The organism is Novosphingobium sp. PhB55 (assembly GCF_004368805.1).
In the GTDB taxonomy this organism is placed as follows: domain Bacteria; phylum Pseudomonadota; class Alphaproteobacteria; order Sphingomonadales; family Sphingomonadaceae; genus Novosphingobium.
In genome coordinates this window covers 81,577-97,282 of record NZ_SODQ01000012.1, presented here as the reverse complement: position 1 = coordinate 97,282, position 15,706 = coordinate 81,577, and the positions used below count along the sequence as shown (strand labels likewise).

The 15,706-nt window shown below is 67.4% G+C and carries 13 protein-coding genes; 5 read left to right on the top strand and 8 right to left on the bottom strand.

The annotated features are described in order from the left end of the window. Window positions 1-431 precede the first annotated feature (431 nt). Window positions 432-2,084 carry a Na+/H+ antiporter gene (locus tag EDF57_RS23815; RefSeq protein WP_134096157.1) on the bottom strand — a complete coding sequence of 551 codons (1,653 nt, stop codon included), beginning with the start codon at window positions 2,082-2,084 and terminating at the stop codon, window positions 432-434. A gap of 250 nt (window positions 2,085-2,334) precedes the next feature. Between EDF57_RS23815 and EDF57_RS23810 the strand changes: the two genes are divergently transcribed. Then, a complete protein-coding gene (locus EDF57_RS23810; protein ID WP_279587456.1) occupies window positions 2,335-3,036 on the top strand; it encodes a glutamine amidotransferase in 702 nt (233 codons plus the stop codon). Between the two features lie 16 nt (window positions 3,037-3,052). On the opposite strand, the gene EDF57_RS23805 is transcribed toward EDF57_RS23810, so the two are convergent. The 4 genes from EDF57_RS23805 to cls all read right to left on the bottom strand — a co-directional run bounded on the left by EDF57_RS23805 (window position 3,053) and on the right by cls (window position 7,616). After that, window positions 3,053-4,087 (bottom strand): nucleotidyltransferase family protein, encoded by a 1,035-nt coding sequence (locus EDF57_RS23805; protein ID WP_134096155.1) that lies wholly within the window; start codon window positions 4,085-4,087, stop codon window positions 3,053-3,055. Window positions 4,088-4,214: 127 nt separating this feature from the next. Then, window positions 4,215-5,429, bottom strand: coding sequence for a hypothetical protein (locus EDF57_RS23800; RefSeq protein WP_166675377.1), 1,215 nt, complete (start codon window positions 5,427-5,429; stop codon window positions 4,215-4,217). 92 nt (window positions 5,430-5,521) lie between these two features. Continuing rightward, window positions 5,522-5,947: a hypothetical protein gene (locus EDF57_RS23795; RefSeq protein WP_134096153.1), complete on the bottom strand. Its 426-nt coding sequence runs from the start codon at window positions 5,945-5,947 to the stop codon at window positions 5,522-5,524. A gap of 259 nt (window positions 5,948-6,206) precedes the next feature. After that, a complete protein-coding gene (cls, locus tag EDF57_RS23790; protein ID WP_132269382.1) occupies window positions 6,207-7,616 on the bottom strand; it encodes a cardiolipin synthase in 1,410 nt (469 codons plus the stop codon). A gap of 188 nt (window positions 7,617-7,804) precedes the next feature. Between cls and EDF57_RS23785 the strand changes: the two genes are divergently transcribed. The 4 genes from EDF57_RS23785 to EDF57_RS23770 all read left to right on the top strand — a co-directional run bounded on the left by EDF57_RS23785 (window position 7,805) and on the right by EDF57_RS23770 (window position 13,030). Beyond that, a complete protein-coding gene (locus tag EDF57_RS23785) occupies window positions 7,805-8,491 on the top strand; it encodes a GntR family transcriptional regulator (RefSeq protein ID WP_132269380.1) in 687 nt (228 codons plus the stop codon). A 166-nt stretch (window positions 8,492-8,657) separates the two neighbouring features. Beyond that, a complete protein-coding gene (locus EDF57_RS23780; RefSeq protein WP_134096152.1) occupies window positions 8,658-9,815 on the top strand; it encodes an alpha-hydroxy acid oxidase in 1,158 nt (385 codons plus the stop codon). Between the two features lie 285 nt (window positions 9,816-10,100). Then, window positions 10,101-11,408 (top strand): MFS transporter, encoded by a 1,308-nt coding sequence (locus tag EDF57_RS23775; RefSeq protein ID WP_132269376.1) that lies wholly within the window; start codon window positions 10,101-10,103, stop codon window positions 11,406-11,408. A 104-nt stretch (window positions 11,409-11,512) separates the two neighbouring features. Next, entirely contained in the window at window positions 11,513-13,030 is a 1,518-nt protein-coding gene (locus tag EDF57_RS23770; protein WP_134096151.1) for an alginate export family protein, read from the top strand. Window positions 13,031-13,131: 101 nt separating this feature from the next. On the opposite strand, the gene EDF57_RS23765 is transcribed toward EDF57_RS23770, so the two are convergent. The 3 genes from EDF57_RS23765 to EDF57_RS23755 all read right to left on the bottom strand — a co-directional run bounded on the left by EDF57_RS23765 (window position 13,132) and on the right by EDF57_RS23755 (window position 15,659). Next, on the bottom strand, window positions 13,132-13,797 hold the full coding sequence (locus EDF57_RS23765; protein WP_132269372.1) for a M24 family metallopeptidase: 666 nt from the start codon (window positions 13,795-13,797) through the stop codon (window positions 13,132-13,134). Between the two features lie 38 nt (window positions 13,798-13,835). After that, window positions 13,836-14,177 (bottom strand): gamma-glutamylcyclotransferase family protein, encoded by a 342-nt coding sequence (locus EDF57_RS23760; RefSeq protein WP_134096150.1) that lies wholly within the window; start codon window positions 14,175-14,177, stop codon window positions 13,836-13,838. Between the two features lie 78 nt (window positions 14,178-14,255). Beyond that, window positions 14,256-15,659, bottom strand: coding sequence for an aldehyde dehydrogenase family protein (locus EDF57_RS23755; protein WP_134096149.1), 1,404 nt, complete (start codon window positions 15,657-15,659; stop codon window positions 14,256-14,258). Between the last annotated feature and the right edge of the window lie 47 nt (window positions 15,660-15,706).

The window sequence follows — 15,706 nt, the reverse complement described above, 5'->3', positions numbered from 1 at the left end:
GGGATCATCACCCTGCACATATCTAAACGTATGGTTACGTAAGGACATGTAAAGGTAACGACTATCTACTGCCACCCCGAGCCCTGAAGCCCCGGAAGCAGGCGCCGTCGCCCACATGTCCCTTCATCTAAAACCTACAATGTCAAAGAACCACCAGACAAAAAACCCGGACAACCAGCCATCCCCGGTTTTAACCTCGGAGAGCATGTTGCCCGTAATGTCTTGGCGACCGCTGCAAGACCGTGTGGTCCGCTGCGGTGAGAGGCCCTCTAAGTGCCACCCGTGATTCGGTCAAACACTAATTTCAAAAAAACGACATACTCGCCAAAAACCACCGCCCGCCGCCGCTTTGCAACGGCCGCCGCCTTCCCACTCCCCTCGTGCAACGATTAGCCCGGCGGTGTCTGGACAGCCGCCGGGCCTTGATCCCCCTATCCGCGCAGGCGGGCTTCCGAGAGGTCCAACTCGCGGGTCAGCTTGCGCATCGTCTCGCTGCCGACCTCGCGTGCGCGGATCAGTTCCGCCAATGCGGCACGCTCCGCCTTCACACCGACCATGCGGAAATCGCGGAAAAGGCGCTCCTGCTCGCGCGTCGCGATCTTCTCCTCCTCGCCGAGACCCTCGATCCGCTCGCGGTAGAGGTCCATGACGCGGCCGCCTGCCGCCGAATAGCGATCTGCATCGCCGTGGCTTTCGGCAAGCCGGTGCTGATGGCGCTCGATCGCCTTGATCGCGGCCTCCGCGGTCCTGACACGGGCGGCATCCTCCTCGGCCTGCTTGGACGGCTCGCCCGGCATGGTCAGCCCCTTGAGCAGGACCGGCAAGGCTATGCTGGCGACGACCAGAGATACGATGATCACGCCGGCCGCCAGGAAGATCGCCAGATCACGCGCCGGGAACGGCGTTCCGTCGTTCAAGGCCAGCGGCAGCGTGAGTACGCCTGCCAGCGTGATCGCGCCGCGCACACCGGCGAAGGACATAGCCGCGACCAGCCGCCAGTTGGGACTGCGCACGGTCGCTGACACGTTTCCGCCATTCCCTTCGGCATGACGCTTGCGCAGGATCGTGAACTTGAACGAGAGCCACACCCAGGCGAAACGCAGCGCCGCAAGGCCCAGCACGATCGCGACGACATAGAGCGCGAGCCAGCCCGGCTCGGTATGGCCGGTGACCGCCACGGTCAGCTTGGCTTCGGCGAGAATGCCGGGAAGCTGCTCCCCCAGCAGCACGAAGATGATGCCGTTCAGCGTGAACTGGATGGTATCCCATACAGAATTTCGGCGCATGCGCGTGACGGCCATGGCTTCGCGCGAAATCTCGGCAAAGGTCATGGTCACGCCGGCACTGACGGCGGCAAGGATGCCCGAGGCGTGGAAATGCTCGGCCAGCATATAGGAACCGAAAGGTATCAGCAGGCTGACGAGGATCTGCGAGCCGGTATCCTCTCCCCAGCGGCGCGTGACCCACGCCTTGGCGCGCGAAACGACCAGAGTGACGGCGACGCCGATCACCAGGCCTGCACCGGCAACCCAGAGGAAGTTGAGCGCGGCGCCGCCGGCGGAGAACGTGCCCGTCAGCGCGGCTGCTACGGCGAAACGCAGGCAGACGAGGCCGGAGGCGTCGTTGAGCAGCGATTCCCCTTCGAGAATGTGCATCATGCGCTTGGGGATCGGCACGCGCGCGGCAATGGCCGAGACGGCGATCGGGTCGGTGGGCGAGACGACGGCGGCAAGCGCGAAAGCCACGGCCAGCGGCATGGCCGGGATCATCCAGTTGATGAAGAGACCCATGCCGACGACTGTCGTCAGGACGAGGCCCAGTGCCAGTTCCACCACGGTGGAAACGTCCTTGAACAATTCGTCCTTGGGAATGCGCCAGCCGTCCAGGAACAGCAGGGGCGGCAGGAACAGCAGCAGGAACAGTTCGGGATCGAGGGACACGCTATAAGAGGTCGAGAGACCGATCACGCAGCCGAGCAGGATCTGCACGAGAGGCGTAGGGACCGACCAGGGCAGCATGCGCGATATCGCGCCGCTCACCACTACCGCTAGCAAAAGGAAAAGTACGACCGAAACTGATTCCAAACCTTGGCTCCTTCCATGTCTTCACACGCCATGTTTTCTCGCAAGGGACCATGGGGGCCCGGGCAAAGGATTGCAAATCCTGCATCCGTCATTTTCGCCGTGAATTCGCCCAGGGAAACCGTTTGAAACAGAATCGGATGCGTCGGCATGGCATCGACGGGTCTTGCGCACGCACCTTGAGGCTGGAAAGATGACATTTCGGTGTCCCCGCCGGCCGTTCGGCCGCGGCCCCTCGAAACGAAAGCGAGCAGTGACGAAGACCGCCCTGATCATCCGGCACGTCCCTTACGAAGGCGTCGCGGGCTATCGCATGCCCATCGAGGCGGCCGGATATGACGTCGACCGCATCGACGTGACCGACCCGGCATTTGCCGCGCTGGATCTGCGCGAACCGGACCTGCTCATCATGATGGGCGGCCCCATGGGCATCTACGAGCAGGACCGGCACCCCTGGATTGCCTGCCAGATGCGCCGCCTTGCACTCAGGCTCGATGCCGCGCGGCCGACGCTGGGCGTCTGCTTCGGCGCCCAGATGATAGCCGCGGCGATGGGGGCAGAGGTCTTTGCCGGGCCGCACAAGGAAGTGGGCTTTCACAGCATCTCGGTGCATGACAACGCCATCGACGGCCCCTTGCGGCATATTGCCGGTGTGCCGGTGCTCCATTGGCACGGCGACACTTTTACCCTGCCCGCCGATGTCGAGCTGCTCGCATCCAGCCATCTCTATGCCCACCAGGCGTTCCGGCGCGGCAGCAATATCCTGGCGCTCCAGTTCCATGCCGAGATGGGGCTGGACCCGCGCTTCGATGCCTGGATCGAACAGTGGCCGGAATCGGTGATCGAGGCCGGCGGAGACGAAGCCTCGCTGCGCGCCGCGCATGACAGTCTTGGCCCTGCCGCGGTTGCGGCCGGACAGGCGATGATCGCGGAGTGGCTCGAAGGGCTGCGTTGAAGCCGAGGAACGCCGGTCAGACTTTCGTGGCTTTCTGCTCCAGCAGAATACGGCGAATCTCCCGGCTACGGGCGGAAAATCCGCGGTGCTCGAAGAGCCCCAGCGGCGGATCGGCCAGGCACGAAGCCAGGGTCAGCGCGGTCTCCAAGCCCGGCCGGCGCAATTGCAGATCCCGCCGCCAGCGCTGGAACGCCACGCGCCAGCCGCGTTCGCCGATGGTCACGCGCACGCCCAGCCACGCCGCCAGCGTGTCCAGCTGCACCGCTAGAGCACGCCGGGCGCGTCCGGGCGGGAACAGGGCCGCAAGTTTGCCGCCGTCCAGCCCGCCCTCTTCCTCCGCAAGCCGGGCCATGTCCACAAGATGGCGCAAGTCGATCCGGCCGCGCCAATAGTCGGCTTCCTGCAATTGGTCGTGGAGGACGAAAAGCGCCGTGAGCGCCGCGGGGGACGGCATCGCGACGGTACCCGTGCCGATGGCAAAGGGGCTGCAGGCATCGACAAGCCACTGCAAATTCCGTCCCCTGCCGATGCGCTTGAGGCGGTAGTGCAAGTCCAGCCCGCCGACGTCACGCTCTCGGCCCAGGTTGGCGCCCTGGCCCGGGCTCGTTTCCGTGGGACCGTCGAGCCGGCGGTAGCCGATGGCCTCCAGTGCGACGAAGGCGCGCGGGCCCTCGTCTTCGCGAACCATGAGGTCCAGGTCGGTCAGCAGGCGGTCGTCACATTCCGGTCCGCGGCGCGCGAGCAAGGCGGCGCCCTTGAGCAGTACCGGGACGATGCCCTCTGCGGCCAGCGCCGCCACCGCCTCGGTCAGTTGCCCATGCATCATGCGGTTGCGCGCAGCGGTTCGCTCGGCAATGACGTGGAGCATCCCGGCGGCCTCGGGCGGAACGCGGGCGTCCTGCCCCCGCAGCGCCCCGGCCAGGGCGGGCGTGACGAGCGTACGATTGGCAAGGCCCAGCACCCCTTCCCAATCGGTCGAAGGCGGGATGCGGCCCTTCAGGCATGCGCACAGATCCAGGAAGGCCGCATGGTCGCGGGAGCGGTTCGCCATTCAGTTCCGGCAGGGCCGGAAAGCGCGACGTCCCGGCATCGGCGCGCCGCGAACGGGATCGTTCGCGAACGTCGCGGCGCGGAATGGCGCGCTTCGCAGCCTCCTCTGGGCGGAACGATGGTACCGCCTAGGCAAGCAACGCCTCGATCAGGGGCAGTGCCGCTTCGGCCTCGGCATAATGGAGCGTGCAGGTATCGGCATTGTCGACCATCCGGGCAAGACCGCGCATCTGCGCGGCCGTGCAGCGCCCCTCGCGCACGAAGCCTTCCTCCAGCAGCCGGCCAAGGCAGTCGATCGGGGATTGGGGAACGAGCCCAGCGGCACGGCCGTCCTCCCGGCGCAGATCGACGATAGCGGCAACGCGCTGCCATGCCGGAGCGACAGGCGACGGCAGCGGCGCATAACGCAGCCATTGCCCGTCGGCACGAAGCACAGGCGGCAATGCGGCAAGGCCGGGCAAAACGGCGGCGAGGCGATCCCAGCTACCGCTCTTGACCGTCAGCGGCAGAGGCACGCCCATCACCAGCCCGCTGCGCGGATCGAACAGGACGATATCGTCTCCCGCCAGCCCGATCGGACCGGCCGAGACGGCGGCCATGGTCGCCAAAGTCGACTTTCCAGCGCCCGGCGCGCCGATCAGCAGCACAGCGCCGCTGTCGGGGCCGTGCGGCGAAACGAGGCAGGCGGCATGCAGGGCCACATATCCCGGCTGCTCCAGCACGAGATCGACGATGGCGCCGCGCAGCACCGGCGCCGCGGCATCGCGGGCGGCAAGCGTCCCGGCCTGTTCGTCGAAAATGCCGGCAAGTTCGTCCGGGCCCTGCCCCATGGCTTCCACGGTGACGCGGGCGGCGGAATCGATCTCCGCGGCGCCGGTCTCTGCTGCATCCAGAGCCGGTAAATGCCCATAGGCGGCAGCGAGTTCGCGGCCCCATGCCCCCTCGGGAAAGTGTACCAAGATGTCCCGTCCGCCAGCGCGCAGCTGCACCAGATGGCCCTGCGCGTCGGACGGTCCGAAGTCGGCGGCCATGACCCGCTGGGCGCTCCAGGCAACCACGAGGGCGTCGACCTCGCCAGCGGACATGCCCATGGTCTCGTGCAGTTCATGGCGCAGATCGGCAAGGCCGATACCGTCCGCCAGGAGCGCCACAAGCATTCCGGCCGAACCGTTGAGCGCGTTCAGGCGCTGGGTCGCCTCTATGAAAAGGACCGGGCGATCGGCGATGACAAGCGGAACCACCCCGTCCGCTAGGCGCAGGAGCGGACCCCCGGCCTGCTCCTTCCCATCTGGCACGACCTCATCCGGCACGACATCCCCGGCCGTCTGCGTTCCAGACGCCATGCCCCCGTGCATCGCGGCGCCCTCCCCCGGTTGGTTTCGGCCTCGATCCCCGCGAACCCGTCAGGCGCGCAGGTTCTCGAGGCCGAAGACGATCAGTGGCCCGTACCCTTGCCGGCACCGTCCTTGCCCTTGGGCGTAACGCCCTCGGACTTGGGCAGGCTGGCTTCGGCACTCACCGATCCGGCATGGGTATCCCCCGTGCCGGGAACGCCGGTGTCCTTCGGACCCGAGCCCGAACCGCCGCCGTCCTTGACGCTGCCGCCATCTCCGGTGGAACCGCCGCTACCCGAGCCGCCGCCCGGCGTGCTGCCGGAACCGCCGCCGCTCGAAGACCCGCCGCTGCCACCGCCGCTGCCGCCGCCACCGCCCGACTTCGCAATCGCCGTCGAGGTCAGGGACGTCGACAGGAGCATCGTCATCGCCGGGGGTACGAGAAGCGAATACTTCCCACAGGCGGCAAGAAAGGACCGCCGGTCGTTTTGGCCGAGTTCGGCCAGTTTTTCCTCCGCAAGCTTCATGTATTCGACTCCTCGCCAAGTCTTCCGAAGTTACATGAGTCGCAGGGGCCAGAAAGCGGCAATCTGGACCTGATGGTGACACCTATCCCGATGCCACGGCCGTCGAATCCAAATGGGGCAGGCCACTACCTCCAACGCGCCGCTTACAGGCTACCAAGGACTTAGGGCTTTTTGGACAAGGCGTGCCGGCGTGCCTGTAACACCCCTGTTTCCGGCCCAGAATCATGGTGTGAAATCGCGGCGTGAATCAGGCCGCGACCTAGAGCAGCGGACTGACCAGACGCGCGCCGTTTTCCACGAAACGCCGCATCCGCGACCGCGCGCGCCATTCCGCCAGGGTCAGTTCGTCACTGCCGGCGATGTAGTTCTTCTGGATCCGCGCCAGATCCTCGATCCCCGGCCGGTCGAGAAGGAGCAGGCTGACTTCCTCGTTGAGCTGGAAAGAGCGCACATCGACATTGCTGGAGCCGACGATGCCCAGGCTCTCGTCTATCCGCACCGCCTTGGCATGCAGCAGGAAGCCGCGATAGCGGTGGATGCGCACTCCGTGCGACAGCAGTTCGTCGTAGTAGGACGACTGGGCGAGGTTCACCAACAGCTGGTCCACCACCTCGGACACGACGATATGCACTTCCACCCCGCGCAGGACGGCCGTGATCAGCGCGCCCAGCAGCCCCTCGTCCGGGATGAAGTAAGGCGTGACCAGCACGATCTCGCGCTCTGCCCGGGCCACCTGCCAGGTCAGCAGGGTCAGGAACCCCTCCAGCGGATAGTTCGCGCCGCTCGGCAGGACCTGAAGGATGGAATCGCCCGCGGGAGCCGGCAAGGCGAGTGCCGGTTCCAGCATTTCCTCGGTCTCCATAAACCAGTCCGACACGAAGATCGCCGACATCGCCGCGACGGCCGGACCGGTGACGCGCGCCACGAGTTCGCGGTTGGTCACGCCCGGGCGGAAATCCTTGGCGACGATGTTGAGCGAACCGGCGTAGCCGATCTTTCCGTCGATCAGGAACAGCTTGCGGTGGTTGCGCATGTCGCGCCGGGTGCGCCCCCGGATCAGGCGGAACGGCAGCATCCGGCGCACGCGGACGCCCTGTCCGCGCAGCGCCAGCAAAGTGCCCTTGAGCCAGCGATAGGAGCCGACCGGATCGACCAGGACATGGCAGGGCACGCCGCGATCGACCGCCCGGCCCAGTGCAGCGATCACCCGGCCGGCCGTGGCGTCATCGGCAAAGATGTAGGAAAGCAGCCGCACATGCTCGTTCGCCGCGTCGATATCGGCAACCAGCCGCGCGATCACCGCGTCATAGTCGTCCAGAAGCTGCACCGCATTGCCGCCCACGGCGGGCAAGTGGCCCAGCCGGCCCGCCAGTTCGACCACTTCGGCCGGGACAAGCGCGGCACCCGGCGCATCGCGCGCCATGCGCCCGGCGGCATCGCGGAAGAAGCCGCGCAGGCTCTCGAAGCGCTCGACCCGCCAGGCGGGGAAACGCGGACTGCCGATCGCGGTGAAAAGCAGCAGTCCGGGCACCGGCAGGAAGAAGATCAGCAGCAGCCAGCTCGCCGCCGCCGCAGGCGAGCGCCGCAGCGGCACGACTGCCAGCATCGTCAGCCGAATGCCCCACTCGACGATGTAGTAGGCCTCGCCGAGAGTGGGCAGCGTGATCATGCGCGGAAGTCTTGGGCAATCTCCGCATGATGCGCAAGGGCGTTCCCCGTTCTTCGTGCCGCTGCACGGGATGGCGAAGAGCCGAATTCGCCCGGGCAATCAGATCGCCGCGCCTGTCGATAATCCGCGCGTTCGGTCGTAGAGGGGATGCAGCTTCATCGACGCAGCTACAGCAACAGGGCACCTGCATGACCGCCAATCCGTCTTCCGTGGCCAGCCAGCGCATCGCCGATATCCTGGCCGAGCGCATTCTCGCGGGCGACCTCGCCCCCGGTGCCCGGATCAAGCAGGACGAACTGGCGGAGGAACTCGACATCAGCCGCATTCCCGTGCGCGATGCACTGCGGATGCTCGAAGCACGCGGGCTCGTGGTCATGCGGCCCAATGCCGGGGCGCGAGTCACCGCCCTGACCACGCGCGACCTGGAAGTCTCCTTCGAGATCCGCGCGCGCGTGGAACCTCTGCTGCTGGCCGAAAGCGTGCCCGGCCTGACCGAGGGCGACATTGCCGACCTTTCTGCGACGATGGCCCGGATCGAACGGGCGACCGATCTCGACGAGACCATCGCGCTGGGCCGGGAATTCCACTGGATCACCTATCGCCGCCACGACACGCCCTTGCTGGCGCAGATCGTCGAGCGTGTGTGGGATACGACGCAAAGCTACCGCCGCGCCTATATGAAGCTCTCGCTCGGCCAGGGAAACCGCACCCACGACGTGGAGCACCGGCTGCTCTACGATGCGATCTGCCGCGGCGAGATCGAGACGGCGCAATCGGTGCTGTCGATGCATATCCGGCGCACTTCGCTGGGCCTGCAGCGCTATGCCCACCTCCTGAGCGCGGCACCCGAGGCGCGCGCTGTGCCGCCCGAATGACCCCGGCATAACGCCGGCCCGATCTCTTCGCCGCCGCGTTGCCTGCCCGCTCCGGGGACGGCTAGAGCATTGTCCCGTCAGGTGGAAACACCTGATGGCTCGGAAAATGCGACACATTGAAAGCTTGGAGCCGGGAAATCGACAGCCAGGAGGGAGCTTGCGCCGGATGCCGGATATTGCCGAACGCGCGCATAACATCGCCCAGTTGCGCGCCCTCGCCCGGCGCCGGCTGCCCCGTGCCATCTGGGAATTCGTGGAACGCGGCACGGAAGACGACCTGCTGATCGGCCGCAACGTTTCGGCGCTGCAGGCCCTGAACCTTCTGCCGCGGACCTTGCGGGACGTGTCCAGCCGCTCGGCCCGCACGACGCTGTTCGGATGCAGCCAGCCGCTGCCGCTCGTCATTGCCCCCACCGGCGTGGCCGATCTCATGTGGCACCGCGGAGAGCGCGCGATCGCGCGCGCGGCGGCGGCCGCCGGCATCCCCTTCACCCAGACGACCAGCTCCACCACCGCCTTTGCCGAGATCGCCAAAGTCGCCTCGGCCGGGCATTGGATGCAGATGTACCTCTGGGAACGGCGAGACCTCTCCTGGCAGGTCGTCGACGCCGCGCGCGATCATGGGGCGGACGTCCTGGTGCTCACGGTCGACACCCCGCTCTGGCCGCTGCGCGAATTCAACCGCCGCGCCGGCATGTCCAACCCGGTGCGCCCCAATGCCCGGCTTGTCGGAGATTTCCTGCGCCGCCCCGGCTGGCTGGCCTCGGTGATCGGCCGCTACATGCTCGAAGGCGGCCTGCCCCAGTTCGCCAACTACCCGGCGGAAGTGGGCGGCCGGGTCACGGGCAAAGTCGCCAGGGTGACCAATTCGGCCTCGGTGGACTGGAAGGACGTGGAGGCGCTGCGGCGGCGCTGGCCCGGCAAGCTGGTGGTGAAAGGCCTGCTCCATCCCGAGGATGCCCGGCTTGCGGTCGAGCACGGGGTGGACGGCATCGCAGTCTCCAACCACGGCGGTCGCAACTTCGATTCCTCGCCGCCCGCGATCGCGGCCCTTCCCGCGGTGGTCGATGCCGTTGCCGGCCGGGCGACGGTCCTGTTCGACAGCGGCGTGCGGCGGGGCGCAGACGTCATCAAGGCTTTGGCCCTGGGCGCCGATGCCGTGATGGTCGGCCGTGCGACGCTCTATGGCTGCGCCGCGGCGGGCGAGCGGGGTGCCGCCCATGCACTGTCCCTGCTCGCCAATGAGATCGACGTGGCCATGGCCATGCTGGGGATTGCCGCGCTGGACGAGCTGAACCGGGACTTCGTGGTCCCCGCCGTCTAGCGCGCAACCTCGCGACCTTTCGAAGGCGCGATCTGGCCACCCGCGCGCCCGGCCTGCGGGCTATCGCATTTGGCTATTTCTGCCTCGATTGACCGGCGCCCGGCTTGAGGCCGCCAGCAAAGCTCAGCAATCAGCCCTACACAATTGCGGTGGCGGCCGTGCTCGATGTGATGGCCGAGTCGCAAGATTGCCGACCGTCGCTGGAGCCGGGCCGCTGCCGCGCGTGTCGCCAATAATGTCCGCCTCCCGAAACCAAGAGCAAGGGGCGGGCCAGAGGAGAAGTGCATGGAAGACCCCCGCGCCCTTATTGCGCGCGAACCGATGCATTACCGGCAGGTCATCGCCGTCGGTATCGCCACCGCGCTCAACGCACTCGACGGTTTCGACGTGCTCTCGATCAGCTTCGCCGCGCCCGGCATCGCCAGGGACTGGGGCATCGACCGCGCCGCCCTGGGCCTGGTGCTGTCGATGGAACTGTTCGGCATGGGTATCGGCGCCTTCGTGCTGGGCAACCTGGCCGACAAGGTGGGCCGCCGCCCGATGCTGCTCGCCTGCCTGGTGATCATGAGCATCGGCATGGCGCTCGCCTCGACCGCCGCCACCGTGCCGATCCTGTCCGCCTATCGCCTGTTCACCGGCCTGGGCATCGGCGGCATGCTGGCCGCGACCAATGCCGTCGTCGCGGAATGCTCGAACGCGCGCCGTCGCAACCTCACGGTCGCCATCATGGCGGGGGGCTATCCGATGGGTGCCATCGTCGGCGGTTCGGCCGCATCCTGGCTGCTCGCCGCGACGGGCCGGTGGGAATCGGTCTTCCAGTTCGGCGCCGTGGTGACGGTGTGCTTCATCCCGCTGGTGCTCTGGCTGGTGCCGGAAACCATGGCCTTCCTGCTGCTGAAGCGGCCTGCAGGGGCGCTGGACAAGATCAACCGCACGCTCGAGCGGCAGGGCCGCGCGCCCATCGCCGCCATGCCGCCCGCCGATCCGGTACCGCAGAAGGCCGGCGTCAGCGCTCTCTTCGCGCCCGGCATGGCGCATGTCACGATCATGCTCACCGCCACGTATTTCTTCCACATGATGACCTTCTATTTCCTGGTGAAGTGGATTCCCAAGATCGTCGTCGACCTGGGCTTCCCGCCCGCGCTGGCCGGAGGCGTACTGGTCTGGGGTAACGTGGGCGGCGCGATCGGCTCGATCGCGGTCAGCCTGCTCAGCCAGAAAGTCGGGATCCGCCCGGTGGTGGTCGCCACGATGTTCCTGGGGGCCATGGCAGTCGTCGTCTTCGGCCAGGGCGCCGTCACGCTCGGCAGCCTCTCCGTGATCGCCGCGATCGCGTGCTTCTTCGCCAACGGGGCCACGGCCGGCCTCTATGCCGTGATCGCGCAAAGCTATCCCGCTGCCCTCAGGGCCGGCGGGACCGGTCTGGTCATCGGCATCGGCCGCGCCGGTGCGGCGCTCGGTCCGATCCTGGCGGGCGTGCTGTTCACCGCTGGATGGAGCCTCGCCCCGGTCGCCATCGCGCTGGGCTGCGGCACCCTGGTGGGCGGCGTGCTGCTCTCGCTGACGCGTTACCGCGAGAGCGCCATCGCCTGATTGGCAGATAAGAATCGCCTGATCGGCGGATAAAAGTGACGGGACGGCCAGTTCGCAGCAGCCGTCCCGCTAAAATAGCAAGACCTTCCAGAGAGGACTTCCCGATGCGCTCCCCCCGCGCCCTGCATCTGCTTGCCTGCGGCTCCCTTGCCGTCCTGACCGCCGCTTTCCCCTACCAGCCCGTATTCGCCCAGTCGGTTCCCCCGGAATCGAAGGACGTGGGCGAAGGCACGCTTTCCACCCAGGCCCCTCCCGGTATCCGCCCGGCCAAGTCGCAGGCCCGTCCGGCCGAGGCGCTCCCCGGCGGCCGTCCCGGCCCCGAGGGCCTGCCCCAGAACATCCGCTGGACGGAGGACTGGTCCAAGCCCGCCGCCGCGGACGATCCCCTGCTGGTGAAGATCAAGCACATCCCCATCGCCAATGACGACGTCTACCTGACGCTCGGCGGCGAGGCGCGCGTCTACTACACCGACTGGCACCACTCCTCGCTGGGCCTGAAACCGAACGACAACAACGACCCGGTCCAGTCGCGCCTGCGCCTGCTGGCAGACCTGCATGTCGGCCAGAACCTTCGCGCCTACGTCGAGCTGGGCGACAACCGCGAATATGGCGAACAGTTCGCCACCGCGCCCAACCGCGACAAAGTGGACGTCTACCAGGCCTTCGTCGACGTGACGGTGCCGCTGGGCAAGGCCGGCAAAGTGACCTTCCGCCCCGGCCGCTTCGAAATGCCGCTGGGCAACGGCAAGCTGGTGGGCGTGCGCGAAGGCCTGAACATGCGCTTCACCTACCAGGGCGTACGCGCCACCTACATCCTGCCGGGCAAAGTCTCGGTAGACGTCTTCGCGGTGAAGCCGATCCTGATCGATCCGGGCACGTTCGACGACGGCCCGAACCACGCGCAGGACTTCCACGGCGTCTACATCAGCGCGCCCAACCGCATCGCCGGCTTCGGCACCGACCTCTACTGGTACGAGATGGAGCGCGACCGCGCGACCCTGGCCGCCGGTGTCGGCAAGGACGACCGCAACAACTGGGGCGGCCGCCTCTGGAAGCGCGGGGCCCGCTGGGACCTCGACCTCGAAGCCACCTATCAGAGCGGCTCCTTCATCGGCAAGGATATCGAAGCCTACGGCGCCATGTTCGAAGGCGGCTATACCCTGGGCGGCGCACCGATGAAGCCGCGGCTCGGCCTGCGCGCCAACTATTTCAGCGGCGACAAGGACCTGACCGACGGCAAGGTCGGCACGTTCGTTCCCGCCGCCGCGCGTCTGCCGCTCATCACCGAGGGCGCCTTCTTCAGCTTCTCCAACCTGATGGACATTTATCCCTCGGTGACGGTGAAGCCGCTTCCCGCGATCACCGTCATGGCCGGACCGGACTTCCTCTGGCGCGCGCGCAAGGGCGACGGCGTCTATATCGGCCCCTCGGGATCGAGCTTCACGCCCTACGATTCCAGCCGCTCGATCGGTACGGACCTCAACCTGGAGGCTTCGTGGCAGGCGACTGATCGCCTGGCGTTCCGTCTCTGGGAAACCTACTTCGCCGCCAGCGATTCGTTCCAGGCGAATGGCGGCAAGAACGGCAACTACTTCGGGCTCATGGCCAACTATCGCTTCTGAGGCGATCTGGAACGGCAGGCGATCCGGTACCGCCGGATCGCCTGCCGTGTACCCAGCTCAAAAGATCCGCCGCCTCGACATGCCGCGAGGACAGCGAAGCGTCAGGCCAGCAGGTCCTCGTAAAAGGCACCGAACGGCCGGGTGGGATGGCGGATCTGCATTTCCAGGATCCATAGCCCCTTGCCGGGCAAGGCATCGAAATCGCCCAGATTCCCGCCCTTGTGCACGGAGTGCGGATAGTCGCCGACCCGGTGTCCGCGGATGTCGAGGTTGAGCACCCAGCCCATCGCCCGCGCTTCTTCCTCGGCACGGGCATAAAGCGCGCGGCCGGTCACCTCGCCCTGCCCCCAGATCGCCTGCACCCGGTCGAACAGCACTTTCACGTCGCGCGCGCAGGCCTGCATCCCGGCATCCTCGCCAACGGTGAACGTGGCGCCCACGTCGCCCTCGTGCCCGAAGAACACCGGGCCCATGTCGATGAAATAGATATCGTCCGCGCCCAGGACGGCGTCGCCCTCGGATCGATCGCTGAAGATCTTCAGCGTGTTCTCGCCAAAGCGCACGAGCACGGGGTGCCAGGACTTCTCCAGGCCGAGTTCCGCCAGCGCCGCCTCGCCGATGGCCACGGCCTCGCGCTCCCGCATGCCCGGGCGGACCTGGGCGACGATCCGTTCCAGCGCGCGCCAGGACAGGGCCTGGGCTTCGCGCAGAGCTTCAGGCGAATAGCCCGGTCCCACGGCTTCGCGCGGGGAAGAAAGGGTCGTCATCTCGGCTCCGTCATGGCTGTGGGAATCCTTCTGCACGCTCACGCCTCCGGATCGCCGTAGACCCAGGCCATCCTGCCCGAGCGCAGGCGCACTTCGCGGCGCACGTAGTCTATCTCATAGGCATCGGCATGGGCCAGGTCCTCGGCGGAGATCCGGAACAGTGTGCCCTCCACCGCGTCGTCCTCGCGGTCGCTCAGCTCCACCATCGGGTGCCAGCGCGTCCCGCTCTTGGCGATGACATCGGCGTCGGTGATCTCGATCATGCGCTGCCGCCAGCCGGGCATGGCGTCCGGCTCGCCCTCGATCCGCCGTCCGAACAGCGCCAGTTGAACCGCTTCCTGGCGCAAGGTGCCGTAGGAAAAGAGGTGAACGTCCTGCATGGTCACTCCGATCGCCGGCCCGAACGGCCGTATCGCGCCGGATACAGCGCTGCCGGCCTTATGCAAGCCCGGGCGCCGTCACGCGAGCGCGGCGTTGACGATGCGGGCCTGGGTGAATTCCTCCAGCCCGGCCTGCCCCTGATGGCGCCCGATGCCCGATTGCTTCGCGCCGCCGATCGGCACCTCGAAAGGCAGGCTGAACACGCGGTTGACCCAGACCAGCCCGCTCTCGATACGTCCCGCCAGCTTCAGGGCGCGCTCCGTGTCGCCGCTCCAGACCGAGGCGCCAAGGCCGTACTCGCTGTCGTTCACGCGGCTCACCGCCTCGTCCACGCTGTCGTAGGCCAACAGCGGGATGACCGGACCGAACTGCTCTTCGCGCACGAGGCGGGCATGTTCGGGCAAGTCGCGGATCACGGTGGGCGGGACGAACCAGCCCTCTCCCGCCAGCGGTGCGCCGCCCACGACCACGCGCCCAAGCGCGCGGCTCTCTGCCAGAAGTTCCGCCAGCCGCGCGTGCTGTGCGGCGTTCTGGACCGGGCCCAGCGTGGTCGTGGGGGCGAGGCCGCTGCCGGTAACGGCCTGCCGCGCGAGGTCTGCCAGAGCGTCGCAGAGCGCGTCGATCTTTCCGCGCGGCGCATAGATGCGCTTGATGCCGATGCAGACTTGCCCGGCATTGGCCATGGCGCCTTCGAACAGCCGGGGCGCGATGGCGGAAATGTCTGCATCGTCGAGCACGAGCGCGGCATCGTTGCCGCCCAGTTCCAGCGTGAAGCGCTTCAGGCTGTCCGCCGCCGAGGCCATGACCTTGCGCCCCGTCGCCGTCGATCCGGTGAAACTGACATGAGCGATGCCGGGATCCGCGGCCAGTAGCGGACCCAGCGTTCCGTCGTCGCCCAAAGTCTGGAACACGCCGGGCGGCAGCAGGTCGGCCGCCAGTTCGCCCAGCAGAAGCGCCGTCAGCGGCGTGGTCGGCGCGGGCTTGGCGATGACGCAGTTTCCCGCGACCAGTGCCGGCGCCAGCTTGAGCACGAGCAGCAGCAGCGGGAAATTCCACGGCACGATCGCCGCGACCACGCCCAGCGGATAGCGCTGTTCGACGATCCGCTCTCCCGGTGCATCCACCAGCACGCGCTCCTCCAGCCTCAGGCCCGCATGATAGCGCAGCGCTTCGATGGAAGCGCCGACTTCGCCGCGTGCTTCCGCCAGCGGCTTGCCCTGTTCCTGAGTCAGCAGCCGGGCGAAAGCCTCCGCGCGCTCCGCCAGGGCCGAGGCCAGCGCTTCCAGAGCGCGGGCACGGTCCTGCGCCGGGCTGTCGCGCCAGGCCGGAAAGGCCCGATTGGCGGCGGCAATCGCGCGTTGCGCCATGGCGCGATCGGCGCACCAGCTAGGCGTGAGCACCGTGCCGGTGGCGGGGTCGAAAACGTCGAAAGTGAAGGCGCCTTCGTGAAGACGCCCGTCGATAAGCATGGCTGGCTGCATGCCTGTCCCTTAGGCGCCGGACGCCGCGCCGTACACCCTGCCCGCGC

Bases quoted from the DNA above. Each gene is read 5' to 3' on its own strand.
- EDF57_RS23755 (WP_134096149.1), bottom strand. From the start codon at position 15,659: ATGCAGCCAGCCATGCTTATCGACGGGCGTCTTCACGAAGGCGCCTTC.
- EDF57_RS23780 (WP_134096152.1), top strand. From the start codon at position 8,658: ATGCCGGATATTGCCGAACGCGCGCATAACATCGCCCAGTTGCGCGCC.
- EDF57_RS23795 (WP_134096153.1), bottom strand. From the start codon at position 5,947: ATGAAGCTTGCGGAGGAAAAACTGGCCGAACTCGGCCAAAACGACCGG.
- EDF57_RS23775 (WP_132269376.1), top strand. From the start codon at position 10,101: ATGGAAGACCCCCGCGCCCTTATTGCGCGCGAACCGATGCATTACCGG.
- cls (WP_132269382.1), bottom strand. From the start codon at position 7,616: ATGATCACGCTGCCCACTCTCGGCGAGGCCTACTACATCGTCGAGTGG.
- EDF57_RS23805 (WP_134096155.1), bottom strand. From the start codon at position 4,087: ATGGCGAACCGCTCCCGCGACCATGCGGCCTTCCTGGATCTGTGCGCA.
- EDF57_RS23765 (WP_132269372.1), bottom strand. From the start codon at position 13,797: ATGACGACCCTTTCTTCCCCGCGCGAAGCCGTGGGACCGGGCTATTCG.
- EDF57_RS23760 (WP_134096150.1), bottom strand. From the start codon at position 14,177: ATGCAGGACGTTCACCTCTTTTCCTACGGCACCTTGCGCCAGGAAGCG.
- EDF57_RS23770 (WP_134096151.1), top strand. From the start codon at position 11,513: ATGCGCTCCCCCCGCGCCCTGCATCTGCTTGCCTGCGGCTCCCTTGCC.
- EDF57_RS23785 (WP_132269380.1), top strand. From the start codon at position 7,805: ATGACCGCCAATCCGTCTTCCGTGGCCAGCCAGCGCATCGCCGATATC.
- EDF57_RS23800 (WP_166675377.1), bottom strand. From the start codon at position 5,429: ATGGCGTCTGGAACGCAGACGGCCGGGGATGTCGTGCCGGATGAGGTC.